The following is a 23,663-nucleotide window of genomic DNA, read 5'->3' as shown; positions in this document are numbered from 1 at the left end:
GAAGGGCTGAAACGCGAAGACGGTTGAAGCGTTTGATGTCTTCAAGATCTCCAATATTCGAAAAGTGCGCACGCTTCCCTTGGTAACGGCCAGGCGGTTGGGGCCCTTTCGATGGCGAAATGCGCGACATGTTGGGACATGGAACGAAATGTTCATCGGCGCTGTTCCCACACGAGAAAATCGTTGTGATGACTCTTCTGCAGGAGGACGCGTTGCTAAATCTGACGGATAGCATGCCCCTGGATTTGAACTGGCTGGATATCACCGTCCGCCTGCTGCTGGTTGTCGCCGCCGCGGGTCTGATCGGTATCAATCGCGAGATGGGCGGGCACGCGGCCGGGTTTCGCACCACGATCCTGGTCGGGCTTGCCGGATGTCTGACGATGATCCAGGCCAATCTGTTGCTGTCGACATTGGGCAAGACGCCGCAGTCATTCGCCTCGATGGATGTGTTGCGCTTCCCGCTCGGCGTGCTGACTGGGGTCGGTTTCATAGGTGGTGGCGCCATTCTCAGACGGGGTGATCTCGTGACCGGTGTGACGACGGCGGCAACACTTTGGATCATGACGGTCATCGGCCTGTGCATCGGCGGTGGTCAGCTCGTCATCGGCTTGGCCGGTGCCGTCATCGCCTTTGTTGTGCTGTCGCCGCTCAAATGGCTCGACAGGCTGATCCCGCGCAAGCAGAAGGCACGTCTCGTGATCGAGTTTCCGCCGGACGCCGGCGTTGCGATTACCGACATACAGACCGCGCTCGAACCGCGTGGCTATGCCTTCTCCTTCGTCAGCAAGACCACCGGCCCGACCGCAGCCACGGCGCATGTCTCCTATGACGTGCGCTGGAGGCAGGCTGGGACGGATGGCGGTGGTGCGCAATTGCTTGCCGCTCTTCAGGAGCATCACAAGATCATATCCTTCGAGATGCTGACAACGGGGACGTGAGAAGAGCCCAAAGCTCGGAACATTCCGATGTGGCGGCGGTTGTCCCTTATCAGACATGATGTGAATTCCATGAGCCATGGAGAGAACGATGACCGAAATCAGCAACAAGGTATCGGCAAAGAGGCCACCGGATCGCAATGATATCCGCACCCTGCAGGCGCTCGATCAGGCAGCGGGTGGTTCCGGTGACATCGTGCCTGAGGAGGAAGACGGCGGCTCGACTGCGATCCGACCCGACCATGGGACCGACGATGCGCGCTGCGAAGATTCGGCCGAATGCGACGCGCAGCGCCAACGGACCGCCGATGGGGTCTCCACAAGGATTGCCGATCTCAAAACAATTCCTGGCGGCTCCGCATCCGTTCGGCCAAGAACAGACGCGGAAATTCGGGCGGAGATCATAAGCAGATTGGAAGCGGACGGTCTGTTAGATGCCGCCGGCATCTTCGTAACCGTGAGTCACGGGCGCGTCATCATCGAAGGCTCCGTCGACAATCATGAAGCCAAGCAGCGGGCGGAGGCGATTTCCCGTCAGGCAAGCGGCATAACCGGCCATGATACCAATCTTGCCGTTCGAACGCGGCGATAGGCGGGACGGTCACGATGCGTGGGCTGCTGATCGTCATTGTCTGCCTGATGATCGGATCGGTACTGGCCATTCTCGTCATAAAGGCGTTTGCCACTGGCGACAGGCGGGAGTCGACCGTTCCCAAAGGGCCGATCGAGCAGCCCGAGCCAAAGCCCTGACGAGAGGCCTCTATTTGCGCGGCTGCTGTTTATCCTGGGAGCCATCTTGCCCATGTTTCGGATCGCTAGGCTTGATGACGGGCGTTTTTCCGACCTCTGGCGCAGGCTTTTCCATCTGACTGTCGCCGACGGCCGGCGGCTTGAGCACGCCACCGCAATCCGACAGTTTTTGACTGGGATTGCCGTCCGGTGCGGGAGCTGCCTGCCTGGTTCCAGTCTGATTGTTTTCGGTCGGCCTATTTGTGTCGGTGGCCTTGCAGCGGTCGTCGTTTGGCACCTGTTGAGCGGATGCGAAGCTCGATGTAAGCCCGGTTGCAACTGCCGCCACCAGCAGCATGCTGCGACATCTGGGCAGCGTCCAACTGCTCAGATGCCGCGGCCGGTCAAACCTGCGTCGAAATGATAGTGTCGACGCCGATCGTGCCATCGATGACGCCGCGCTGGTGATATTCTTTGCCATTGTTCACCTCGATGACGGTGTAGAGCCTCTCATTGCGAAAGACGCTTGCCATCCTGGTCGTCTTGTCCTCCGCGGGTGCCGCGTCGATATCCATGAAGTCCAGCTCTCGTTCGGCAGCCACGATGCGAGCGTCGCCAGCGGTGCGGGCCGCCACGAGGACCTCGCCATGCGGTTTGGCATCCAGCCAGTTGGGATCATCGTCGGCCGCTATCGGAACCAGACGGTAAAGCTTGAGTCGCTCGTCCATTTTCCACCTCCTTGAAGTGTTGGAAAGGCTACGGATCGGATGGATAGGAAGCTCGGCTGCCGTTTCGTTGGCTATGGAGAGAAAGCGGAAAAATCTCCATATTCTTCAGCACCATCGCGTCCACTTGGCACGATCTGCAACCTCATAGGGCTAACGTCCGGTTGTCGGCATTGTTCCGGTTTAGAGTCAACCGGATGCGGCGCCTGGTGGAACCATCTCCAGGCGTCCCGGTTAGGTCCATACGGCATCCCCAACATATGGAGGTTTGCAATGGCATTCCAGGAACCAGAAAAGCGCAAGGAGCAGAAGCAGACATTGTCTGCAACGGAAGCACGCCAGGGCATACGCGGTACGCACCTATTCAGTATCTTGATTACTGCATTGATTTTGGCGGCAATCGCATGGGCTGGAGCTGAGGTTTGGGGACGGTATATCGAACTGAACAAGCCTCAAACCTCAGCGCCGCCGATCAGCTCTTCCAGCGGACAGCCGCAGGGTGGCACGATCGACAATAGCCCACCCGCGGGCCAATCCGCTCAACCGGCGCCGACTGACCGAACGGAAAATAATCAGCAAGGCACGAAGAACACACCCGCCCGGCCGAGCCGCGATGGAACGCAGAACTAACCCTGGCGCTCAAGGTGCGAGTATACCAAATGCGAGATGGGGAATTGCGGTCCGCTCTATCCAGCCCATGGCCTCGGCGTTGATTGTTGCGTCACACGAACCGCACTGGTGGATGCTTGCGAAAAAGGAGATGCAAGATGGAAATCTATCATCAATACCGCAAGAACGAGACACCTCCCGGTTCCATCGTGGTCAAGTTCTATCATTCCGGCGGCCAGGTCAGAGGATTCCTGCGTGAAATCGGCCAGGCGGGTCAAGACGATGTCATCTTTCCCGGAGAGGAGCTGGAACCTGATGAAGCCTTTCGAGCAGCGCGAAACAAGTTCGCTGACGAGCGCGCCCGACCCATCTTTGTCGAGCTGTCGGAAGGTGTGGCCTGGAATCCGGCGTGGGGCTCGCTCGTATGAAACCACCGTCGTGCAATAGTCAGTCTGAGGTCGGCAGGCTCTCCGTGAGCTGCTCCAATGGCTGTGCCGCATATCGGGTAGACACAAAGATTCGACGCGGATTGAGCAGGGCGCAAATATAACGTTTTCCGTCTTGCCCTGCGCCTGAGAGGCGTTGGGACTAGGCTCATTTCTCACTATGGGCTCCGGCTCCGGCAAGAACCGGGGCCGGTTGTAAAATGCTAGGTGACATTGATGGACGGCAGGAAGGACATGACCTCGTTGCGTCGCCTGGGGGCCAGTACCTCGATTTCCTGTTTCCAAAAGGTCTCGGCTTCGGGCGGGTCCTGCTCCCAGCTTTGGGTCGACAGGATATTATCGTCCATGACCAAAAGCCTATGCCCGCCGAGCCGAAGATACTCGTTTGCAAGCTCCTGTGCGCTGTTCTTCATGACCGTGCTCCTCGATTAGCCCGCATCGCCAGCAATCCGCATTCGGGTTATCCAAATCAGGTTCAGCGGAACATTCCGGCGGTGACGCGGATTGGCCCACGCGGGCCGACACGGCCCGAGAGCCGTGCAAGTTTCGCTATTGTTGACAGTTTTTGTTCGTCGTGTTGTCGCTCGACTGACTGCCCTGCATGTCATTGCCCTGTGTCGTGTTCTTACCGGTTTTCATGGCGTTGCAATCCTGCGACTGGCCGTTCGAATTCGGGGTGCCGTTCGTACCGGTCGAGCCGTTGTTCGTGGTGCTGCCATTTCCCTTGGACGTGCCGCCATTTTGCGAACCTGTGCCGGCACCATTGCCGCTGCCGGAGCCACCGGTGTCCGCGCCGCCTGAGCCGGACTGCTGCGCCATGACGGCCGTGGTCATGCCGATCGACAAGGCACAGACTGCGATCATTTTCATCAACATGGAACATTCCTCTCTTCAGTTTGCCGCCTTCGAACTCGGCAATGGAGCGGTTGTTTCCAAGTTTTTTGATTTTTGTCCTCAAAGAGATCATCAGCATCGAAAGACGCCCATGCGGGAACAAGCTGATCCCCCGCAAGTTAGGTGTCTTTTCCATCGGAGTAAAGTTAGGTGTCTTTTCCATCGGAGTGCGGACCATGTCGTCCTACAAGGATCGTCCTATCATCAGCGATTTTCAATATCCGGGCGAGGCCCCGGATGGGGACCCATTCATGGGAACGATCAACAACGAACTCGCAGACAAGGGCTTTCTCGTCACAAGCACGGACGAGTTCGTCAGTTGGGCGCGCACCGGATCGCTGATGTGGATGACGTTCGGCCTTGCCTGCTGCGCAATCGAGATGATGCAGATGTCCATGCCGCGCTATGATGTGGAACGCATTGGCGCCGCGCCGAGAGGCAGCCCGCGGCAGTCGGATTTGATGATCGTTGCCGGCACTCTTTGCAACAAGATGGCACCGGCACTGCGCAAGGTTTACGACCAGATGCCGGAGCCACGCTATGTGATCTCCATGGGCTCATGTGCGAATGGCGGTGGCTATTATCACTATTCCTACTCGGTAGTGCGCGGCTGCGATCGGATTATTCCAATCGATATCTATGTTCCCGGCTGCCCCCCGACCGCAGAGGCACTACTTTATGGCATTTTCCTCCTCCAGCGCAAAATTCGCCGCAACGGTACGATCGAGCGATAATCGACGGCGACCAGCGTTACTCATGTGGCGAGAGCGCCGCGTTCTCATGATTATTTAGACTTTCATGGAACAAGCGCAGGATGCAGTCGTTCTCCTACAAGAGATGCAAGGTGCATCCAAGTCCCCAAGATCGCTCGGGAGCGTCCCGGCATCGCAATCGACGTGGCAGACAACAGGTCTCGTTACATCACGATCAATCAAGGCTTTCTCCGACGTCCGCAGGGCACCGGTGCCGGTCTAGCGCATCTGACGGCAGCCGAAGCCACGCATTGCACGCCAATGCTGGAACTGTTGTTGCGCGCATTTTTCAGGGAGAAAATTGTGACCGATACCTCCAGCACAACCGATCTGCAAAACGAAATAGTGGAGCTTATTCCGGCCCTTCGCGCATTCGCGCGCACATTTCATAGAAACGCCAACGACGCCGATGATCTGGTGCAGGAAACTCTTGCGAAAGCGCTGTCCAATCTCAATCAATTCGATCATGGCACCCGGCTGAAATCGTGGCTGTTCACGATCATGCGCAATACGTTTTGCACGAAGTTCCGCATTGCCAAGCGTGAGGCTCCCGGCAGCAAGAAATGTGTTTCGGGCGTCGGAGCAGCCCCGCCTTCGCAGGAATGGACCATAAGAGCCAAGGAAATGGAAGAGGCCTGCAATCTCCTGCCGGAGCCTTATCGTGTCGTGCTTGAATATGTGGTCATAGAGGGGCGCTCCTATGATGCCGCCGCCGAGAAATTTGGCTGTGCGATCGGGACGGTGAAAAGCCGGCTCAGTCGAGCCCGGCGGCAATTGGCAGCCCACCTTGATGAAGACAGGCATTGATGATCCCGCCCTTCTCCTCATTGCACTGCGTCGGAATGCACGGTGCTAGGTATCCATGTCCGGGGTGCCGAACAGTGCCTTGGCAATATGCTCAAGGGCGACTGGCCTCTTGGATAATACAAAACCCGTAAATTTCATGCCTGCATCGATTGGCTCTCCGCCAAGAGCGAAGAGATAGGGAATCTTTTGCCTGTCGAGCTGCACGACCAGGGGAAATACCTGTTCCGGCTCGAGATTCAGGTCGAGTATTGCCGCGTCCACGTCATTTGCCTCGATGAGATCGGACGCATATTCGAGATCATGGACTGGACCAACTACCATTGCCCCGAGCTCACGCAGTTTTTGGCGCACCTCGTCGGTTAGAAAGTAACCGCTCTCTGCTACCAGGAGCCGTTTCCCCGAAAACATCTGACAAAAGAGAGGCGCTGAACCGTCCATTTCTCGATCCGGATTGAGCCCTGCTTATAGGCGTCGGCGCGTGAACCGAACGTGAACCATGGCTCGCGTGCGGCAACGGCTGGCTTTGTACGCTCATCAAGAGGGGCCTTAGGTGAGCAGGAATGAGAGGAAATCCTTACCCTCAGATACGAACAAATGCCGTCGGCAAAGGTTTCCGGACTTGATGCGATAATTCCTGGAAAGCAGTCTCGGATAGGGTCGGTTTCGGGAACAAACAGCCGCGCATATGGTTCGAGCCCAGGAGAGGGGCATCCACGACACGGGAGGGCCGGATGCATAATGTGATTGATGTGGAATTCAAAATGCTCTGGTCGATGCCAGTCTGCCTTGCGACCAGCAGTCGAGACAACTGTCTGATCCAGGGGCCAGAGGATGCGATCCATTTCCTGTCACGGCGATGGCCTTGCGAGCGGAGCACTTCCTACGCGCGTGCGACAGAAAGATGCATTGCGGCGGTTTCGCACAAAATTCCCGTCGAGGCATCCCGAGCCGCTTTTGTGATTGCCTGCCTCGACGCGCGCTTGATGCCGGGAAGGAGGCCGTCGTGAAGACGAGCAACGATGATGCGATTTCAGAAAAGGACGCCTACGAGCTCGGCCGGAAGGCCTTTGAAAAGGGAGTGAGCAGTGACAACAACCCATTTCCAAAGGATGATCATCGCTGCGATCAATGGGCGCATGGATTTATGGATGCGCAAAAGATCCGTAGCGATCAGCACGTGCCTGGCCATCCGTCAGACTGACAGGGTCCGATCGCCGGGGTGCAGCACGCATTCTACGCTCGATGCGCGAGTGGCGCGTCTTGCTCCCACATCAGCAGAAACTTTCGCGTGACGGCCGGTAGATTGTCATCGAGCCATTTGGCCATGGCCTGCTCTTCGACAAGGCTATCCTGCAGCGCGCTTTTTGCCTCGCCAAAATTTCCGGCATCGGCGATCGTCAGTAACGACTTATACGTGGCGATCTCGTAGTTCTCGAACGCGAAGTCGCCAAATGCATCCTTCAATACCGCGTCGCCCGAGCCAGTATAGCTCATCACCGTCGTCGGCGTGGTGTAGGCCAGGATCATGTCCTTGAGGTCGAGATAATTCGCGTCCATATCCTTGAGGATGTGCTCAAGTCGGCTGATTTGATCTTCCGTCTCGTCGATATGCTGCTCAATCTTTGCCGCCACCTCCGGATAATGTTCCAGGCGTGACAGTTGCGGTCTCATTATCCCCAATGCCTGATTTTCCATCGCATAGGCATTGCGAAGGCCGATGACGAACATGTCGTGGATCTCAGTCTGTGCCATGGCATCCTCCATTGGTTGGCGGTCATTGCCCGGCAACCTCCCGAACAACGGGGGCACACCGGTTTTCCGTGATCGTCGAACGTGAATGCTTGCCGATATCAGCCGCTGCGTTCCTTCTCGTTGAGTTCGATCTGGCCTTTTTCGGCCAGGATCGCCAGGGCGATATTATGCTGCGCCTCGTTCATCTCTTGCACGGTCACCAGCGTTCCCCCGCGTTCCAGAGCGGCCGCATAAGCTGCGCGCTGTTCTTCATGGAAGAACATGCCCGTTAGGGCGTCCAGAAAACCGATGTGATCGATTGGGGCGGTATCTGGTCGATTGCCTGGCGTCATGGTGATCGCATCCCTGGGGATGCCGGCCTCCATCAGTGCCTGGGCGGCGGCCTCCGCATCATATTCGTCGTCGAAGAATGCGCTGAGCGCAAAGGAGCCTGGTTTGCTTTCGGGTGTCATTGCGATCTCTCCTCTTCAGTGTTGCTATTGTCCTAACGAATGCCGGGGAGGTGGGTTCCCTACGCGATCGGCTTGCATCCATGGAACAAACAGGACGGCGGCTAGTTGATCGTCGGAGATGCTGAAACCATTGCGAGCTCCCCAATGCTCGAGAATCTTCGTTCGGCCGGCGCAGGCCCTGCGCTAGCGTATGAACATGCAGACGCCGATAGACTCGGTGAACTGCATGAGGATGCGCGATCGTGCAGGCGATGCGAACTTTATCGCAACGCCACGCATCTCGTCTTTGGCGAGGGACCGGAGACGGCCGACATCGTGTTGGTTGGGGAGCAGCCCGGCGACAAGGAGGATCATGCCGCCCGACCTTTCGTCGGCCCGGCAGGCCAGTTACTCGATCGCTGCCTTAAAGAGGCGGGCGTGGATCGGGACCGTTGCTACGTCACCAACGCCGTCAAGCATTTCAAATACCAGATGCGCGGCAAGAAGCGCCTGCACGCAAGGCCGAATGCCGGCGAGGTGCAGCGTTGCGCCTGGTGGCTCGGCGCGGAACTCGAACTCCTGAAGCCGAAGCTGGTGGTCGTACTTGGTGCAACGGCCGTGTCCTCGCTGCTCGGCTCGAAGGTGAGGGTCCTGCGCGACCGCGGCCGTATCCTGCATCCGTCTACGAAGTTTGACGTTCTCGTCACCATCCATCCCTCAGCGCTTTTGCGGATGAGGGAGGTGGAGGAAAGGGAAAAGAACCGGCTCGCCTTCGTTCAGGATCTGAAAAAGATCCGGCGCTTTCTGCGCCACTGAAACCCTCTCTGCCGGCCATCGCACGCCAGCGCTACGAGGACAACATGCAAAGGTCATGTCATGGCTGACAATCAACCCTCGACTATGGATCAGAGGCCGGATAGGCCGGGACAGCAAGCTTTGGACGAAACTGATCGTCGAAAGAAGGCGGAGCGAGAGCCCAAGCGAGCCTCTCTCCTTCGCCGCCATCCATGGTGGATCGTGTTCGGCGTTGCGGTATTGATAGCACTGATCGTCGCTTCATGGTTCGTCTGGAAGATCTATTTCTACCCCTATGAGACGACGGACGACGCCTTCGTGGATGCCCGCAGTTTCGCAGTCGCCGCCAAGGTCTCCGGCTATGTTGCCGAGGTTCCGGTGACGGATAATCAGCATATCAAAATTGGCGATGTCATCCTGAAGATCGACCCGCGCGATTATCAGATCGCGCTCGATCAGGCGAACGGGCAGGTCGAGGTCGCCAAGGCTTCCATCGAGAGTGCAAGTGCGCAGATCGAGGCGGCCAGCGCCTCGGTCGACGTCGCAAGGGCGCAACAGAATTCCGCCAGCGCGGCTCTGCAATTTGCGCAGCAGGAATCCAATCGCCAGCAACAATTGGTCAAGACCGGCTCCGGCAGCGTGCAGGCAGTACAGCAGGCGGCGGCGACCTTGCAGCAGGATCAGGCGAGCCTCGCCCAGATGCAGGCGAACGTGACCTCGGCGCTGAAGAACAAGGCGGTTTCGGAAGCCCAGAAATCCAGCGCGCTTGCAAGCCTGAAACAAGCGCAGGCGCAGGCGGAAGAGGCTCAGCAGAACCTGAATTATACGACGATCACCGCGGCCCAGCCGGGCCGCGTCGTTCGCCTTACCGGCGCCAAGGGACAGTTCATCGATGCGGGCCAGGCGATCTCGACCTTCGTTCCCGATGAAGTCTGGATCACGGCGAACTTCAAGGAGACGCAACTGACGGACATGCGGCCAGGCCAGCCGGTGGATCTGACGATCGATGCCTATCCGGATCATACGCTCCACGGCAAGGTCGCTTCCGTCCAACCGGGCTCCGGCACGGCCTTCTCGCTGCTGCCGGCCGAGAATGCGACCGGCAATTATGTCAAGGTCACCCAGCGCGTGCCGGTAAAGATCATCGTCGATAAATGGCCGGCAGATGTCGCCATCGGCCCCGGCATGTCCGTGGTGCCGACCGTGACCGTGCGCCCGAGACATTGACATGAGCGGGGCAAGCGCAACGGCCGGCGGAGCGGGAGCATCCTCCGCAGGCGCGACGAATCCCTGGCTGATCGCCATTGTCGTATCGCTGGCAACCTTCATGGAGGTGCTCGACACGACGATCGCCAATGTGGCGTTGCGTTACATCTCCGGTGGTCTTGCCGTCAGCTCCGACGAAGCCTCCTGGGTGGTGACGACCTATCTCGTCTCGAATGCGATCGTGCTCGTTGCCAGCAGCTATTTTTCCGAGCGCTTCGGGCGACGACGTTTCTATCTTCTGTGCCTTGCAACCTTCACAATTGCGTCCGTTCTGTGCGGCCTATCCTGGAATCTCCAGACATTGCTGATTTTCCGGATGATCCAGGGCTTTGCCGGCGGCGGCATGGTGCCGACGTCGCAGGCCATTCTGGCCGACGCATTTCCTCCGGCAAAGCGGGGTCAGGCCTTTGCCCTCTTCGGTGTCGCCGTCGTCGTCGCCCCAGTCATCGGACCGACTTTGGGCGGTTATCTCTCCGACAATCTCTCGTGGCACTGGTGCTTCCTCATCAACGGTCCCGTCGGCATATTCGCGTTTGTGTTAGTCTATGCGCTGCTGAAGGAATCGCATGAGACGCAGCGCAAGCGCGAGGAGTTTCGTCGCGAAGGAGTGCGCTTCGACATTATCGGCTTCCTCCTGGTCGCGACATTTCTCGGATCGTTGGAGCTGGTCCTGGATCGAGGCCAGACGGATGACTGGTTCGGTTCCACGTTTATTATCGCAATGACCGGGATATGCGTGCTGGCCCTTGCTCTCGCCATCCCATGGGTTCTGACGAGGACGAATCCCATCATCGACGGATGGTTGCTCGGCACGCGGCAGTTCGGATCCTGTTTTATCGTCATGATGGCGACCGGTGCGATCCTGATCGCAACGACGCAGTTTCTTCCGGAGGTCGTGCAGCAGAATTACGGATATACCGCGACCTGGGCCGGTCTTGCCCTGTCGCCGGGCGGACTTGTGACCATGGTCATGATGTTCGTTGCCGGTCGCGTGAACTCCCTGGTTCAGCCGAAATATCTGATCGCCATCGGAGCCGCGATCATCGCAGTGTCGATGTGGCAATTGACCCGGCTCTATCCTGGCCTGAACTTCGGCTTCTTCGTATGGTCGCGCCTCTATATTGGGCTCGGCCTGCCACTGATCTTCATCCCGATCACGTCGGCCTCCTACTATGGCCTACGACCGGAGCAGACCAATCAGGCGTCCGCCATGATCAATGCAGCCCGCAACATCGGCGGCTCGATCGGCGTCTGTATCGCGTCGAATGTGCTTGCCCACCGCGAACAATGGCATCAAAACCGGCTGGTCGAGCACATCACGCCGTCCGCGCCCGCCTATCACGGGACGCTGCAGACCATGACGCGCTATTTCGCGGAGAGGGGCGCGACGATGCCGGATGCGCAGTCGCAGGCGACCGCCTGGATCGGACAGCAGGTGCAGATCCAGGCGAGCTTTCTGGCCTATATCGATGTGTTCCATGTGCTGATGCTGATCGTGCTCTGCGCCATTCCGCTCGCCTTGATCCTCAGCAATGTCGATCTCAAGGAGGGAGGCGGGGGCGGCGTGCATTGATGCTGAATTCTGCCGACAGTCCTCTCGGGGGAACCATGCCTGTCGGTGATCGTTCCCTTCGTACTGGAGGAAAATTCATGGCGCCGCGGTCATTCTGGAAAGGCTACCTCAAACTGTCCCTCGTGACGTGTCCTGTCGCCATGACACCTGCGATCACCGACAATGAGAAGGTTCGCTTCCACACGCTTAACCGAAAGACGGGCAATCGTGTCGTCAGCCAATATATCGATTCAGTCACGGACGGCGTGGTCGACGAGGACGATGAGGTCAAAGGATATGAGCGCGGCGAGGACGACTATGTGATGCTCGAGGATGACGAACTCGATGCGGTCGCGCTCGAAAGCACCCGGACGATCGATATCGACATGTTCGTGCCGCGCGACAGTCTCGAATGGATCTGGTTCGATACGCCGCATTACCTGACACCCAACGATGCTGTCGGCGAGGAGGCCTATTGCGTCATCCGCGACGCGATGGCCGCGAGCGGCATGGTCGGCATCTCCCGGCTCGTCATGTATCGCCGCGAGCGGGCCGTCATGCTGGAACCGCGAGATAGGGGGATCGTCCTTTGGACCTTGCGGTTTGGCGACGAGGTCCGGGACGAAAAGGATTACTTCGAGGGTATCGACGCGAAACCGGCCGAGGCCAAGCTGATGAAGCTTGTCGAAGAGCTGATAAAGGAGCGTACGAAGCCATGGGATCCTGAAATGGTCTCCGATCCCGTCCAGAACAAGCTTCTCGATATCATCGCTTCCAAGAAGAAAGGTCGCAAGCGCCCCCCGAAGGCGAAGATGGACGAGACGCCTGCGCCAGACAATGTCATCAACATCATGGATGCGCTCCGAAAGAGCCTTTCGCAGGAAAAGAGCGCCAAGAAATGATAGTCCACATGGCACGATTTCCCTCGGAAAGGCGGGCATCTGTCACGAACCGCGTTTGCGCTTCCCGTCGGGCTGAGGCAACGGTTTGGCAGCACGCCTGAAGTCGGCCCAGGGATCAGATCTGAGCGCCGCAAGCCGTGTCGGCACGTTGAGCACGGTGAAATAGTCCGGGCCAATTGCCGGGCTCAACTCCTCCCAGGACAAAGGCATGGAGACTGCTGCTCCCGGACGTGCGCGGGTCGAATAGGGAGCGACGGCGGTCGAGCCGCGCTGGTTTCTGAGATAATCGATGAGGATCTTGCCGCGGCGCTTCGACTTGGTGATCGTCGAGACATAGCGATCGGGGGCCTCTGCCGCCATCGCATCGGCGACATCCTTGGTAAAGGCCTTGACGACCGGCCATTCGGCCTTGGCGACCAGCGGGCAGACGACATGCAATCCTTTGCCTCCCGATGTCTTGACGAAAGGTACGAGGCCCGCCCGTCTCAGCCGTTCGGCTGTTTCCTCGGCCGCGACGATGACTTCGCGCCATGCAACGTCCGGACCGGGATCGAGATCCATGACGATCATGTCAGGCCTTTCCCAATCGCCGACCATCGATCCCCAGAGGTGGACTTCGAGGACCGCGGCCTGCACGAGGCCAATCAAGCCATTCACGTCATCAATGCTCACATAGGGCTCTTCGTCCTGCGGGTCCTTTGCCAGCGCGATATTCTTGTTCATGCCCTTCCAGGCATGTTTCTGGAAGAAGTGCTGGCCGCCGATCCCGTTCGGGCAACGCACCAGCGCGAGTGGCCGTCCCACGACGAAAGGACCCATATAGCGCCAGACCTCGCTATAGTAGTCGGCAAGCCCGGCCTTGGTCACGCCTTCGTCCGGCCAATAGAGGCGATCGGGGTGGGTGAGGGATACACTGCTTCTGGGAGGCTTTTGGGTCGAAGCTTTCGTCGGAGATTTCAGTGTCTCCCGAACGATGTCGAGCGGTTTCTTGTCTTCTCTAAGGCCTCGGAAAGAGGCATGGCGCAGGTGGCCGTCGGCGGTCCAGGCGCGAAACTCTACTTCTGCCACAAGGTCCGGCCGTACATAGCGGACGCCGCGATTTTCCTCCGCGGTCAGCTTTGTGGCAAAGGGGTTTTCCTCCGCCTTCATGCGGGTCAGCTTCTGGAAGAGCTGCTCGGCGACGGTGTGCGTATAGCCCGTGCCGACGCGGCCGACATGCTCCAGCTTGCCGTCCTCGTAGACGCCGAGAACCAACGAGCCGATCGCCTTTCGAGATGTCGTCGAAGGCACAAAGCCTCCGATGACGAATTCCTGCCGTGACGAACATTTCGATTTGACCCATGTCTTGCCGCGGCCGGAGCGATAGGGATCGCTGGCGACCTTGGATACGATCCCTTCCAGGCTCAACCGGCAGGCATGGCTCAGCAGCAGGTTTCCGTTTTCATCAAAATGACTGCTGAAGCGAAGGGTCCCGGTTTCGGATGGAATGATCTTCTGCAGCAATTCCTTGCGGCTGATCAACGGGCAGGCGGTCAGGTCATAGCCATCGAGATAGATGAGATCGAACGCGTAGAAGACGAAGCGGTCGCTGCGCCCTTCGCTAAGGTCGGCCTGGAGGGTGGAGAAATCAGAGGCGCCGGCCGCGGGCTCGACGACCAGTTCGCCATCGATGATCGCCGTGCCGACCGGAAGATCCCGGAATGAGGCGAGAATCTCCTTGCCGAATTTTTGCGTCCAGTCGAGACCGCTGCGGGTCAGTAGCTTGATGCGGCTCGCCTCGATGCGAACCTCGAGCCGATAGCCGTCGAATTTGATTTCGTGGAGCCAACGTTTACCCGAGGGCGGCTTGGATACCAGCGTCGCCAAAGCCGGCTCGATGAAGGAAGGCAGCGCTGCCTTCCTTGCGCCCTTCAAGGGAGAGGGATCGACAGCCTCTGTATCGCGTTCTGGTTCCGACTTGCTCGACTCAAGGGAGCCGTTCTTCGGTTTCGCCGTTCTGCGATCGATCTTACCCGTTTTGGATGACCAGCCCGGCCTCTCGTTCTCGACCTCATTGATAAGCCGTCCCGTCTTGGCCGATTCCGGTCGTTCTTCCAGGATGTCGGGGGCTCTTTCGGGGCGAGCCGCATTGTCCTCCCCCTTGATCAGCAGCCAGTTTTCGCGCTTCTCGCGGGGTTTTCCGGCCATGCGGATCAGGTGCCAGCGCCCGCCGAGCTTTTTACCGTGGAGCTCGAATTCGAGATGTCCCTTGGTCAGTCCCTTGTGCGGATCGCCAATCGGCGTCCAGGAGCCTTTATCCCAGACGAGAACCGTGCCGCCGCCGTATTCGCCCTTCGGGATCGTGCCTTCGAAACCACCGTATTCGAGAGGATGGTCTTCGGTCTGCACCGCGAGCCGCTTTTCGCCGGTCACCAGGCTCGGTCCCCTGGTCACGGCCCAGCTCTTCAGCACGCCGTCGAGTTCAAGACGAAAATCATAGTGTAGGCGGCGTGCATCGTGCTTCTGGATGACGAAGCTGCTGCCGGCGGCGGCGGCTTTTTTTCTGCTTGCGCGACCTTTCGGCTCGGATGTTTTAGTAAAATCACGCTTACGGTTGTAGATTTCCAATGCCATGGTCAGCTCGCCTTGCGTTGCGTCCGTGAAGAGGATGGCGCGCGAGATTTCGTTGCTTTCTTGGACCTGGGGCTCGACCTCGCCTTTGCCTTGCTTTTGCCATCCAGCCCGGCGCTCTGGCGTAGGGCTTCCATGAGATCGGTAACCTTGGCAGGTGTCGCTGGCTCGCGCTGTGGGATCGCCTTGCCCTCGATCTTGGCTTTCACGAGATCGGCAAGGGCCGCCTCGTAGCGATCATCGAAATCGCCTGCGTGGAAGGTCCCTGTTTTCGTGTCGATGATGTGTTTGGCAAGATCGAGCATCTCGCCCTTGATCGTCATGTCCGGAACGTCTTCAAAGGCTTCCTTTGCCGGGCGCACCTCGTAATCGAAGTTCAACGTGGTGGCGATGAGCCCCTTGCCGTGAGCGCGGATCAACATCTTTCGCACGCGGCGGAATAGAACAGCCTGGGCGATGGCGGCAACCTGCTTCTTGCGCATGCCCTCGCGGATCAGCGTGAATGCCTCTTCCGCTGCCGGGGCCGAAGGAGCGAGATAATACGGCCGATCGAAATAGACGTCGTCAATTTCAGCACATGCCAGAAAGGCCTTCACGTGCAGGATCTTGTCGCTCTCCGGCACCACGGCGGAAATTTCCTCAGGCTCGAGGACGATATAGTCGTCCTTGTTGAGCTCATATCCCTTAACCTGATCTTCGCGCGGCACCGGCTTTCCGGTCTCGCCGTCGATGAATTCGCGCCTGACGCGGTTTCCGGTTTCCCGGTTTAACGTGTGAAAGGAAATCCGCTCCGAAGTGGAAACCGCCGTATAGAGCGCGACTGCGCAACTGACCTCTCCGAACTTCAGGTATCCCTTCCATTGCGCGCGCGGACTCATAGGCTGGCTCCTGTGAACGATAGGAGTCAAACGAGCTTTGGTCCTCCATTGTTCCGGTTTTGAATATTGTCCGCGAAGGGTTCTCCACCGGAACATTCAGGTCGCGGTGCCGTTTTGGCTGGAGGAGGACAATCATGACACAGCAATTGTGGAGCAAGCCAATCACGGTCGAAACGAGCAAGCCCGGTCAGCGCTTGACGATTGTCAACACCGAGGCCGCCACCTATTATCTTTTGCGAAGTTGGCCCGCAAAGTCGCACGGAATTGCCTTCAAAAACGCGAAGCGCACGTTGATTAGCGCGCACGAAGGCCATGTAGAGGCGCTCGTAGCGAGAGCCGCATTCCTTGCTGCGCTCGAAGAAGGTGGCGTCGAGATATTTGAGGCGTGATCAGCAGGCGGGCGGCGTGCTCAAGGTTTCCCGCGACGCAAGGGATAATCCGTGTAACCATTTGGCCCGGTACCGTAGAAAGTTTCGGGATCAGGCTTGTTAAATTCGCTGTCTCCTGAAGCAAAGCGCGCCACCAGATCAGGATTGGCCAGAAACAAAGTGCCATAGGCCACGGCATCGACATCACCTGAAGCGATAGCATCCATTCCGCTGACCTTGTCAAATCCCGTATTGGCGATGAATGGCACCGTCGTCATCGGTCGAAAAGTCTTGGCCACATGCGAGACCTGGACACCCGACTCCAATTCCTTCCTGTTCGGTTCCAGCATCGTCAGATAGCCGACTTTGCGACGATCAAGTTGCCTGACGAGATAGCCAAACGTTTTGAGTGAATCGCTGTCGCCCATCCCATAAAGGGAAGTCGACGGCCCCAGTCGGATGCCTATCCGGTCGGTTGACCATGCGTTTGCCATTGCTTCGATTGTCTCAAGCATAAACAACGAACGGTTCTCGATCGTGCCGCCCCAACGATCGGTGCGTCTATTGCTGACGTCTTGCAGGAATTGATCATGCAGGTATCCATTGGCGCCATGCAACTCGACACCATCGAATCCTGCGATGCGGGCATTGCGGGTCGCCTGTGCGAAGTCCTCGATAATTTTCGGAATCTCGGCAGCGGCGAGTTCATGTGGAATTGGGAACTCCGCCTCGTGGTCGGGAAACTTGTACTTGCCCTTCGCCGGCAGAGGGGGAGGGCGCGACCGGCAATTCTCCGCCCCGCATTTCCGGATGTGCGACGCGGCCGCAATGCCAGAGCTGGCAATAGATTCGGCCACCGGCCGCATGAACCGCATCGGTGACCACCTTCCATCCTTCGATCTGATCCTCGCGCCAGATGCCGGGGCCGTTAATCACGCCCTTGCCTTGCGCTGATACCGCTGTGCAGTCTGTCACGATCAAGCCTGCCGCCGCACGCTGCGCAAAATATTCGCCCATCAAGGATGTGGGCACGTTCTGGGCTGTTGCGCGCGTGCGGGTCATCGCTGACATCCAGATACGATTGGGAACCGCAAGGCCGTTCAAGTCCATTGGAGTAAATAGATTGGCCATATCAATCTCCTGCCAGGAGGCACTGGGTCTCAGTCGAGACCTAAGTTCTCCCAGGCACTCACGCGGTTGTGGACGAAATCGAAGTTCGCCTGTTAGCGTCAAAGTTTCCATCCGATGGTCTTTTCCAGCGAGCCATCGATGGGGCGGATCTAACATTGCCAACCAGCAAATGTTCCCGACGATGCTGAACCTGTCAGCACGCCTCCTCTTCAAACTGTCTGTCTGTCCGCGGCTCGCGGCAATCTTCGATTTTGATGCTGACAACTCATCGGCAGTATTCAATCCAATAGTGTTGAATCCTTGGACCCCGCTGATCTCAAACGGCGTACCAAACCCGGCTTCAGCCGATGGCCGACGAGCTGCGAAGGAGCCTCAAGGATTGAGCAGGCACCACAATCAAGTCCCTGAAGTTGCATCGATTTAATGTCGAATGCTTGTGCGGAACAAACAGGAGGCAAGTGGAGTTCATTCGCATCGGGCCGCGACTGACAGAAAATGTCCGAGTTCCGGCATCCGCTTGGAGGCGGCCATGAGCGACTATCAGATGGATGACAAAAGTTCGGTCGTTGAACCTTCGAAACCGCGGATACTGGAAATCCTTGGGCCTGGTCTGGTCACCGGTGCCTCGGACGACGATCCGAGCGGAATTGCGACCTATTCGCAGGCCGGAGCGCAATTCGGTTACATCGCGAACTGGACGCTCGTCCTTACCTACCCGCTAATGGTTGCCGTGCAGATGATCAGCGCCCGCATCGGCCGAACCACTGGCCGAGGTTTGGCGGGCAGCATGGCGAAATGCTATCCCCGCTGGGTTGGAGTGAGCGTTACTGTCCCGCTCTTGGTTGCCAATGTCATCAATCTAGGCGCGGATCTCGGTGCGATGGGAGACGCGGCTCATTTGCTGTTGAACGGCAATTCACTGATTTATGTCGCGGGCTTCGGCGTGATCTGCATCCTTTTGCAGGTTCTCCTCAAATACAAGCGCTATGTGGCCGTCCTGAAATGGTTGAGCCTGGCGCTTCTGTCCTACATCGCGACCCTGTTCGTGGTGCATGTCGATTGGTCGAGCTTCACTCGAGGGCTGCTGCTGCCGACGTTCAAGGCGGACCCGAATTACTGGTCGATGATCGTTGCGATCTTTGGAACGACGATCAGCCCCTATCTGTTTTTCTGGCAGGCATCTCAGGAAGCCGAAGACCTGAAGGAAAAACCCCGGCAGGAAGCGTTGGTGAAGCATCCGCAGGAAGCGAAAAAGGCGGACGCTCGCATCACACTGGATACGCTCATCGGCATGGCGGCATCCAATATAGTCGCGCTGGCAATCATAACGACGACCGCAGCCACGCTTAACAAGGCTGGTGCAGCGAATATCGAGAGCTCCGTTGATGCGGCGAAGGCGATTGAACCTTTGGCCGGACACTTCGCCAAGATCGTCTTTGCCACAGGTATTATTGGAACGGGTCTTCTGGCTGTGCCAGTTCTCGCCGGTTCGGCTGCCTATGCGGTCGGGGAGGCGGCTCGATGGAAGGTTGGGCTGTCGCGCGAGCCGAGCGAGGCGAAGGCCTTCTATACGACGGTGGGGTTGGCGACCGTGGTAGGCATGCTGCTGAACTTCACGCCTATCCCGCCGATGAAGGCCTTGTTCTGGAGCGCTGTGATCAATGGTGTCGTCGCCGTTCCCGTCATGGCGATCCTCATGCTGATTGCTTCCAATCACCAGGTCATGAAGCAGTTTGTTATCCGCGGCGGATTGAAAGCACTTGGATGGATCTCGTGCGCCGCGATGTTTGCTGCCGTGATCGGCATGGCCGTGACTGCATTTTTCTGAGGCCGGTCAGGAACCAATCCTTTGGTCGTCTGTTCGGTGAGCGAGGCCGAGGAGGTCTCATAATCAAAATGATCTCGCCATACATGATGGAGGACCCCAATGGCATCCGAGAAGACTTTGAACGATCTCTTTCTCGAAACGTTGAAAGACATCTATTACGCCGAAAAGCAAATTCTTCGGGCATTGCCGAAGATGGCGCGCGCGGCCCAGGCTGAAGAGGGCAAGCAGGGCTTTCTTCATCATCGCGATGAGACCCAGGGTCATGTCGAACGTCTGGAGCAGGTGTTCGACATGCTGGGAAAGCCGGCACGCGGAAAGACTTGCGAAGCAATCCAGGGCATCATCGCAGAGGCCGACGAGATCATGGAGGAGTTCAAGGGCACCCCGGCGCTCGATGCAGGCCTCATTTCCTCGGCCCAGGCCGTTGAGCACTATGAAATCGCCCGCTACGGCACCCTCATCGAATGGGCAAAACAGCTTGGGCTCAAGGACGCCGTATCCCTTCTGCAGCAGACCCTGAACGAGGAGAAGGCCACCGATCAAAAGCTGACCAAACTCGCGGAAACTGCGGCAAACGCGAAGGCGAAGAAAGCGGCATAAAGCACCGGTTTCCATATTTCGATGCGTCGCGACAGCGGCGCATCGTCGGAGTTTGAATACCTTCCACTTTACGGCGCGAGACAATGAATGCGCATGAGTGACGGAGAGATACGCGGCGGGAAGCCGCAAGCGACTGCCTCTTCCATACGTTGAAATTGCCTTGCGTTTTCATTCAAGCGGCGTCCGAACCCCGCTCAGCCTGTAGGACATGTGAAGGGATTCGCAGCAGGATCTTCAATCCGGAAGGATTCCACTGGCGGTCGATGGCCCCGTGCAGAGAGCCGATCGTCGCGCGTTCAAGCTGCGACCCGAATCCTCCGGGACCCTCAGGCTCGGCGATCGAAGGTCCTCCGAATTCAGTCCATGTCAGGACAAAGTCGTCATCACAGCTAATATTGATCGCAATCCTCCCGTCCTGACTGGAGAGCGCCCCGTACTTCACCGCATTTGTTGCGAATTCATGCAACAACAGGGCAAGCGACGTCAGAATTGCGCCTCTAACAGGAACATCCCGCCCATCTAGGGACACGCGGTCGGTGCAGCCATCCTGATGAGGCGCGAACAGCGCGCTGATGAGAGTAAAGAGGGTCGTGTCGTGTGACTGGACGCCGGCGCTATTTGCACCGGGCAGAGTCAACTCATGGGCGATCGCAAGTGCATTTGTACGGGCTCTCAGATCACCTGCGAATTCCTTGATCGAGCTTGATGTGCGTTCACTTAATCCGATCACAGCACCGACGACCGCGAAGATGTTCTTGATGCGGTGGTTCATTTCCCGCAGCAGCAACTCCTGGCGCTCAGCGGCGCGCTTGCGCTCGGAAATGTCGCGCGCCACCTTCGACGCTCCGATGATATTCCCGAGATCGTCGCGAACCGGAGACGCGGTCAACGAGATCTCAACCAGGGTACCATCCTTTCGGCGTCGGATCGTCTCGTAGTGATCGATCTTTTCTCCCGCCCTGATAGCGGAGATGATTGTTTCTTCCTCGCGAAGTCGATCCTCGGGAACGATGATCGTGATATGCTCGCCAATCGCCTCTTCCGCGGTGTATCCGAACAGCCGTTCGGCACTCCTGTTCCAGCTCGTAATGATGCCATTGATGGATTTGCTGATGATCGCGTCGTCCGAACTCTCGACGATTGCCGCAAGGAAGGCCTGAGCGGTGGGGGCGTTGGATCCAAGCTGCTCCAGCAAAGTATTCCTGGTTTGTGCAGTGCGTGAGGGCGCATTCTGAAAAACGGCGGCCTGCGCCTCCTGAACCCTCTGGGTCGACATGGATTTCCTCCTAAGCTCGTTTCGCCGTCGGCTAACCATGATCATTCGAAGAGGTCTTTGGCGAAACAATCTATAAGTAGGCGGACTAGCCGAATTTTCCAGATTTGGCAGGGCTCGAGCAAGCAATACGGTTCATCATCGCGACTTTGCCGAGTAGTTTGCATCGCCGGAGGCTGTTTCAGCGTCCCGCGTCCGAGCCAAGTGAAGTTCGCGGGACAGGAGCCAACAGGCTTTATTTTCCGAGTTTCTTGGCCATTTCCAGGTGATGCTGCAGTGTGGGTGTCGTATTTGCCGCCCATGCTTTCAAGGCAGCGTTGTCTCCTTTTTCTCCATATCGCTTGAAAAGGTCGACGGCACTGGCATGAGCCGAACGTTGGTCCGAATCATAGCGCTGATTGAATTCCTTTCCTTGCAGCTTTTGGAGTCGGGTCAGCATCTTTTTCTGAGTGGACGTCATTTCGGCGGGAAGCATTGCGTTCGCCTTGCCACTCGTCACCAGGTCCTTCAACTGCATGGTTGTTTTTTGATGGTCGTCGACCATTTGCTGAGCAAAAGTTTTTGTCTGGTTATCGCCGCGCTGCAGAGCCTGCTTGCTGGCTTCGATTTCGAACATGTCGCTGCTCGCAGCCTCGCTGACGAAATCCTGCGTCGTTGGTGCGGCGCCGACAAGGGAATTGACGCCTGTCTTTTCTGCGGCTGATTGGGCAAATGCTGTGGTGGCCAGGAGCAGGATTCCTGCAGTAATGGTTGAGCGTTTCATGGCGTTCTCCTTTCTTCCGTCTTCGAACTTCGAAAGGGCCAAAACGTTCCAGAGTAAGTTGCACATATTGGATGTCGGTTAGGATGGAGATGATCGTGGAGACCAGCCACGGCTGGCCTCAATGATCGCATGCTCTTTCGTCTTCTGCCTCAGCGTCTCATCACATTCATGATGAGCGACACGACGAAGAAGATCAGGAAGATAAAGAACAGGATCTGTGCGATGGATGCGGACGCGCCCGCTATGCCGCCGAAGCCAAGGGCACCCGCGATCAAAGCCACGACGAGAAATATCAATGCATAATAAAGCATTTCGCTCTCCATTGGTTGATGGAAGGAGAACGGGAACGGGAGTGCTTTGTTCCGTGGATAGGAGACGGCGTCACGCCGCTATTATCACCTGTTTCCTCCAGGCCGTCTGGCCTCCGCTGTCGGGCGGAGGTGGTTCGGCAGCGTCCAGATACATCTTGACCGGCGCTGTAAGCACAAACCAAAGGCTAGCGCCAAGCAGGAAGATGCTTGCCGTCGGATCGGCCACGGAAACACAGAAGGGGAAGACGGTGGCGGTCAGCAAAACCGTCAGGCGTGTCGCCCATTCCGCCTCGCGTTTGCGAGCGGCTGAGGCCGCCAGCGCCTGGTAGGATCGGGTATCGTAACTCCGCCCTGTCCAATCACGTGCGAATAAGCGCAGTGATGGAACGGCGAGCAAGAGGAGCGTGCCTAGGGCGAAAAGATAGGTCGGACCACTCAGAAGCAGACTGCTTGTCGACAGAAGGGCAAGGATGACGACGAGATTCAACAAGGGGCCGAGTTTCTGTGGGGAATGGCCCGTCCGCTTGTGCCATAGCCGCATGCCTGCCGATCCGCCGGCAAGCAGCGGACGATCGATGTAGCGATTGAGGAATTCCATGTTGCGCCCTTCCAAAGTCAGCCTGGCAGACACCAGAAAAATCCGGCGTCAGCATGGCAGGATTGAAAATCTGGCGGGGCGATCGACGTTCCAGCGTGTTTCCCTTCCCTGAAGGAGGAACAATCCGTTGTGCACAGGGTTCATTCGCTATCCAGCCCGATCGAGCATTCGATTTCCCGGCATATCCGTCTGCAAGACACGCCAACGATCCAGAAAGCCCTCCACTGTGAAGCATCTTGACCAAGCCATCCACATCGCACTCGAGGCACACGAAGGGCAGACGGATAAAACGGGTCGACCGTTTTTTGAACATTGCCAACGGATCGCGCTTCTCGTTTCCGGCGACGAGGCTCGCACCGTCGCCTATCTTCATGATGTCGTTGAGAAGGGAAGAGGATGGACGCTCGACCGTCTGAAAGCGGAGGGTTTCCCAACAAGGATTTTATCAGCCGTCGACGCCTTGACCCGGCGGCCGGACGAAGCGGACGATCAATTCATCCATCGCGCGGCAACGAACACGTTGGCTCTCCCTGTCAAACGGGCCGACCTCGAGGACAACCTTTGGCAAAGCCAGCGGATTGGAAAGGGTGCCGCAAAATATCGGCACGGCTTGGACATCCTGCTCGAAATGACGAGCAGAAAATAGGAGCTCGTCTTCGACGGCAGCTCGGCTTCCGATCCCGAGAACGAACCCGCTTGCGACAT

At 57.8% G+C, this 23,663-nt stretch carries 32 protein-coding genes; 17 read left to right on the top strand and 15 right to left on the bottom strand.

The genetic code is table 11. The annotated features are described in order from the left end of the window. The first annotated feature begins 188 nt into the window (after positions 1–188). The 3 genes from AC13Q5_RS06965 (at position 189) to AC13Q5_RS06955 (ending at position 1,688) form a co-directional block, all read left to right on the top strand. Positions 189–941: an MgtC/SapB family protein gene (locus tag AC13Q5_RS06965; RefSeq protein ID WP_488501240.1), complete on the top strand. Its 753-nt coding sequence runs from the start codon at positions 189–191 to the stop codon at positions 939–941. 88 nt (positions 942–1,029) lie between these two features. Beyond that, the gene (locus tag AC13Q5_RS06960) at positions 1,030–1,530 is read left to right on the top strand and encodes a BON domain-containing protein (protein WP_488501239.1); all 501 of its coding nucleotides are present in this window, start codon (positions 1,030–1,032) and stop codon (positions 1,528–1,530) included. Between the two features lie 14 nt (positions 1,531–1,544). Further along, positions 1,545–1,688, top strand: a complete 144-nt coding sequence (locus AC13Q5_RS06955) for a hypothetical protein (protein ID WP_488501238.1) — start codon at positions 1,545–1,547, stop codon at positions 1,686–1,688. 10 nt (positions 1,689–1,698) lie between these two features. Here AC13Q5_RS06955 and AC13Q5_RS06950 read toward each other — a convergent pair whose 3' ends face one another. Both AC13Q5_RS06950 and AC13Q5_RS06945 read right to left on the bottom strand, forming a co-directional pair. Continuing rightward, positions 1,699–2,025 carry a hypothetical protein gene (locus tag AC13Q5_RS06950; RefSeq protein WP_488501237.1) on the bottom strand — a complete coding sequence of 109 codons (327 nt, stop codon included), beginning with the start codon at positions 2,023–2,025 and terminating at the stop codon, positions 1,699–1,701. Positions 2,026–2,071: 46 nt separating this feature from the next. Next, a complete protein-coding gene (locus AC13Q5_RS06945; protein WP_488501236.1) occupies positions 2,072–2,395 on the bottom strand; it encodes a hypothetical protein in 324 nt (107 codons plus the stop codon). Positions 2,396–2,665: 270 nt separating this feature from the next. Between AC13Q5_RS06945 and AC13Q5_RS06940 the strand changes: the two genes are divergently transcribed. Then, the gene (locus tag AC13Q5_RS06940; protein ID WP_488501235.1) at positions 2,666–3,022 is read left to right on the top strand and encodes a hypothetical protein; all 357 of its coding nucleotides are present in this window, start codon (positions 2,666–2,668) and stop codon (positions 3,020–3,022) included. Between the two features lie 137 nt (positions 3,023–3,159). Then, complete coding sequence (locus AC13Q5_RS06935) at positions 3,160–3,429, top strand: hypothetical protein (RefSeq protein ID WP_488501234.1); 270 nt, start codon at positions 3,160–3,162, stop codon at positions 3,427–3,429. A 221-nt stretch (positions 3,430–3,650) separates the two neighbouring features. Here AC13Q5_RS06935 and AC13Q5_RS06930 read toward each other — a convergent pair whose 3' ends face one another. Beyond that, positions 3,651–3,860, bottom strand: a complete 210-nt coding sequence (locus AC13Q5_RS06930; protein WP_488501233.1) for a hypothetical protein — start codon at positions 3,858–3,860, stop codon at positions 3,651–3,653. A 136-nt stretch (positions 3,861–3,996) separates the two neighbouring features. After that, complete coding sequence (locus tag AC13Q5_RS06925) at positions 3,997–4,323, bottom strand: oxidoreductase (protein WP_488501232.1); 327 nt, start codon at positions 4,321–4,323, stop codon at positions 3,997–3,999. Positions 4,324–4,517: 194 nt separating this feature from the next. Between AC13Q5_RS06925 and AC13Q5_RS06920 the strand changes: the two genes are divergently transcribed. Further along, the gene (locus AC13Q5_RS06920) at positions 4,518–5,075 is read left to right on the top strand and encodes a NuoB/complex I 20 kDa subunit family protein (RefSeq protein WP_488501625.1); all 558 of its coding nucleotides are present in this window, start codon (positions 4,518–4,520) and stop codon (positions 5,073–5,075) included. A 279-nt stretch (positions 5,076–5,354) separates the two neighbouring features. Next, entirely contained in the window at positions 5,355–5,900 is a 546-nt protein-coding gene (locus AC13Q5_RS06915) for a sigma-70 family RNA polymerase sigma factor (protein ID WP_488501231.1), read from the top strand. 45 nt (positions 5,901–5,945) lie between these two features. Here AC13Q5_RS06915 and AC13Q5_RS06910 read toward each other — a convergent pair whose 3' ends face one another. Beyond that, the gene (locus AC13Q5_RS06910; protein WP_488501230.1) at positions 5,946–6,338 is read right to left on the bottom strand and encodes a response regulator; all 393 of its coding nucleotides are present in this window, start codon (positions 6,336–6,338) and stop codon (positions 5,946–5,948) included. A 293-nt stretch (positions 6,339–6,631) separates the two neighbouring features. Here AC13Q5_RS06910 and AC13Q5_RS06905 point away from each other — a divergent pair, with 293 nt between their 5' ends. Then, positions 6,632–6,907 carry a DUF982 domain-containing protein gene (locus AC13Q5_RS06905; RefSeq protein ID WP_349962512.1) on the top strand — a complete coding sequence of 92 codons (276 nt, stop codon included), beginning with the start codon at positions 6,632–6,634 and terminating at the stop codon, positions 6,905–6,907. Then, a complete protein-coding gene (locus AC13Q5_RS06900) occupies positions 6,904–7,101 on the top strand; it encodes a hypothetical protein (RefSeq protein WP_488501229.1) in 198 nt (65 codons plus the stop codon). Before AC13Q5_RS06905 ends, AC13Q5_RS06900 begins: the two co-directional genes overlap by 4 nt. Positions 7,102–7,133: 32 nt before the next feature. Here the strand turns inward: AC13Q5_RS06900 and AC13Q5_RS06895 are convergent, their stop codons facing one another. Further along, positions 7,134–7,688 carry a ferritin-like domain-containing protein gene (locus AC13Q5_RS06895; protein ID WP_488501228.1) on the bottom strand — a complete coding sequence of 185 codons (555 nt, stop codon included), beginning with the start codon at positions 7,686–7,688 and terminating at the stop codon, positions 7,134–7,136. 62 nt (positions 7,689–7,750) lie between these two features. After that, positions 7,751–8,104, bottom strand: a complete 354-nt coding sequence (locus tag AC13Q5_RS06890) for a hypothetical protein (RefSeq protein ID WP_488501227.1) — start codon at positions 8,102–8,104, stop codon at positions 7,751–7,753. A gap of 144 nt (positions 8,105–8,248) precedes the next feature. Here AC13Q5_RS06890 and AC13Q5_RS06885 point away from each other — a divergent pair, with 144 nt between their 5' ends. The 4 genes from AC13Q5_RS06885 to ku (AC13Q5_RS06870) all read left to right on the top strand — a co-directional run bounded on the left by AC13Q5_RS06885 (position 8,249) and on the right by ku (AC13Q5_RS06870) (position 12,598). Beyond that, entirely contained in the window at positions 8,249–8,899 is a 651-nt protein-coding gene (locus AC13Q5_RS06885; protein WP_488501226.1) for a UdgX family uracil-DNA binding protein, read from the top strand. A 60-nt stretch (positions 8,900–8,959) separates the two neighbouring features. Beyond that, positions 8,960–10,105 carry an HlyD family secretion protein gene (locus tag AC13Q5_RS06880; RefSeq protein ID WP_488501225.1) on the top strand — a complete coding sequence of 382 codons (1,146 nt, stop codon included), beginning with the start codon at positions 8,960–8,962 and terminating at the stop codon, positions 10,103–10,105. A gap of 1 nt (position 10,106) precedes the next feature. Beyond that, positions 10,107–11,717, top strand: a complete 1,611-nt coding sequence (locus tag AC13Q5_RS06875; protein WP_488501224.1) for a DHA2 family efflux MFS transporter permease subunit — start codon at positions 10,107–10,109, stop codon at positions 11,715–11,717. Positions 11,718–11,794: 77 nt separating this feature from the next. Beyond that, positions 11,795–12,598, top strand: coding sequence for a non-homologous end joining protein Ku (gene ku, locus AC13Q5_RS06870; RefSeq protein ID WP_488501223.1), 804 nt, complete (start codon positions 11,795–11,797; stop codon positions 12,596–12,598). Positions 12,599–12,640: 42 nt separating this feature from the next. On the opposite strand, the gene ligD is transcribed toward ku (AC13Q5_RS06870), so the two are convergent. Both ligD and ku (AC13Q5_RS06860) read right to left on the bottom strand, forming a co-directional pair. Further along, positions 12,641–15,211 (bottom strand): DNA ligase D, encoded by a 2,571-nt coding sequence (ligD, locus tag AC13Q5_RS06865; RefSeq protein WP_488501222.1) that lies wholly within the window; start codon positions 15,209–15,211, stop codon positions 12,641–12,643. A 2-nt stretch (positions 15,212–15,213) separates the two neighbouring features. Beyond that, positions 15,214–16,086: a non-homologous end joining protein Ku gene (ku, locus tag AC13Q5_RS06860; RefSeq protein ID WP_488501221.1), complete on the bottom strand. Its 873-nt coding sequence runs from the start codon at positions 16,084–16,086 to the stop codon at positions 15,214–15,216. A gap of 134 nt (positions 16,087–16,220) precedes the next feature. Between ku (AC13Q5_RS06860) and AC13Q5_RS06855 the strand changes: the two genes are divergently transcribed. After that, positions 16,221–16,475, top strand: a complete 255-nt coding sequence (locus AC13Q5_RS06855) for a DUF982 domain-containing protein (protein ID WP_488501220.1) — start codon at positions 16,221–16,223, stop codon at positions 16,473–16,475. A gap of 20 nt (positions 16,476–16,495) precedes the next feature. Here AC13Q5_RS06855 and AC13Q5_RS06850 read toward each other — a convergent pair whose 3' ends face one another. Next, positions 16,496–17,221 (bottom strand): oxidoreductase, encoded by a 726-nt coding sequence (locus tag AC13Q5_RS06850; protein WP_488501624.1) that lies wholly within the window; start codon positions 17,219–17,221, stop codon positions 16,496–16,498. Next, positions 17,160–17,525 (bottom strand): oxidoreductase, encoded by a 366-nt coding sequence (locus tag AC13Q5_RS06845; protein WP_488501623.1) that lies wholly within the window; start codon positions 17,523–17,525, stop codon positions 17,160–17,162. The genes AC13Q5_RS06850 and AC13Q5_RS06845 overlap by 62 nt, the downstream gene beginning before the upstream one ends. A 589-nt stretch (positions 17,526–18,114) precedes the next feature. Here AC13Q5_RS06845 and AC13Q5_RS06840 point away from each other — a divergent pair. Then, positions 18,115–19,413 (top strand): NRAMP family divalent metal transporter, encoded by a 1,299-nt coding sequence (locus AC13Q5_RS06840; RefSeq protein ID WP_488501219.1) that lies wholly within the window; start codon positions 18,115–18,117, stop codon positions 19,411–19,413. A gap of 99 nt (positions 19,414–19,512) precedes the next feature. Further along, the gene (locus AC13Q5_RS06835; protein WP_488501218.1) at positions 19,513–20,013 is read left to right on the top strand and encodes a YciE/YciF ferroxidase family protein; all 501 of its coding nucleotides are present in this window, start codon (positions 19,513–19,515) and stop codon (positions 20,011–20,013) included. 172 nt (positions 20,014–20,185) lie between these two features. Here AC13Q5_RS06835 and AC13Q5_RS06830 read toward each other — a convergent pair whose 3' ends face one another. From AC13Q5_RS06830 to AC13Q5_RS06815, 4 genes are all read right to left on the bottom strand, one after another. Further along, a complete protein-coding gene (locus AC13Q5_RS06830) occupies positions 20,186–21,289 on the bottom strand; it encodes a PAS domain S-box protein (RefSeq protein ID WP_488501217.1) in 1,104 nt (367 codons plus the stop codon). A 232-nt stretch (positions 21,290–21,521) separates the two neighbouring features. Beyond that, positions 21,522–22,049 (bottom strand): DUF4142 domain-containing protein, encoded by a 528-nt coding sequence (locus tag AC13Q5_RS06825; protein ID WP_488501216.1) that lies wholly within the window; start codon positions 22,047–22,049, stop codon positions 21,522–21,524. A 149-nt stretch (positions 22,050–22,198) separates the two neighbouring features. Further along, positions 22,199–22,360 carry a DUF1328 domain-containing protein gene (locus AC13Q5_RS06820; RefSeq protein ID WP_488501215.1) on the bottom strand — a complete coding sequence of 54 codons (162 nt, stop codon included), beginning with the start codon at positions 22,358–22,360 and terminating at the stop codon, positions 22,199–22,201. 70 nt (positions 22,361–22,430) lie between these two features. After that, positions 22,431–22,991 carry a hypothetical protein gene (locus AC13Q5_RS06815; RefSeq protein WP_488501214.1) on the bottom strand — a complete coding sequence of 187 codons (561 nt, stop codon included), beginning with the start codon at positions 22,989–22,991 and terminating at the stop codon, positions 22,431–22,433. 193 nt (positions 22,992–23,184) lie between these two features. On the opposite strand from AC13Q5_RS06815, the gene AC13Q5_RS06810 reads away from it, so the two are divergent. After that, the gene (locus AC13Q5_RS06810) at positions 23,185–23,604 is read left to right on the top strand and encodes an HD domain-containing protein (protein WP_488501213.1); all 420 of its coding nucleotides are present in this window, start codon (positions 23,185–23,187) and stop codon (positions 23,602–23,604) included. The last annotated feature ends 59 nt before the right edge of the window (positions 23,605–23,663 follow it).

It is taken from the genome of Martinezella sp. CNPSo 3964, assembly GCF_057784375.1.
Note: the sequence above shows the minus strand (reverse complement) of the source record. Positions and strands in the feature narration are given on the sequence as shown.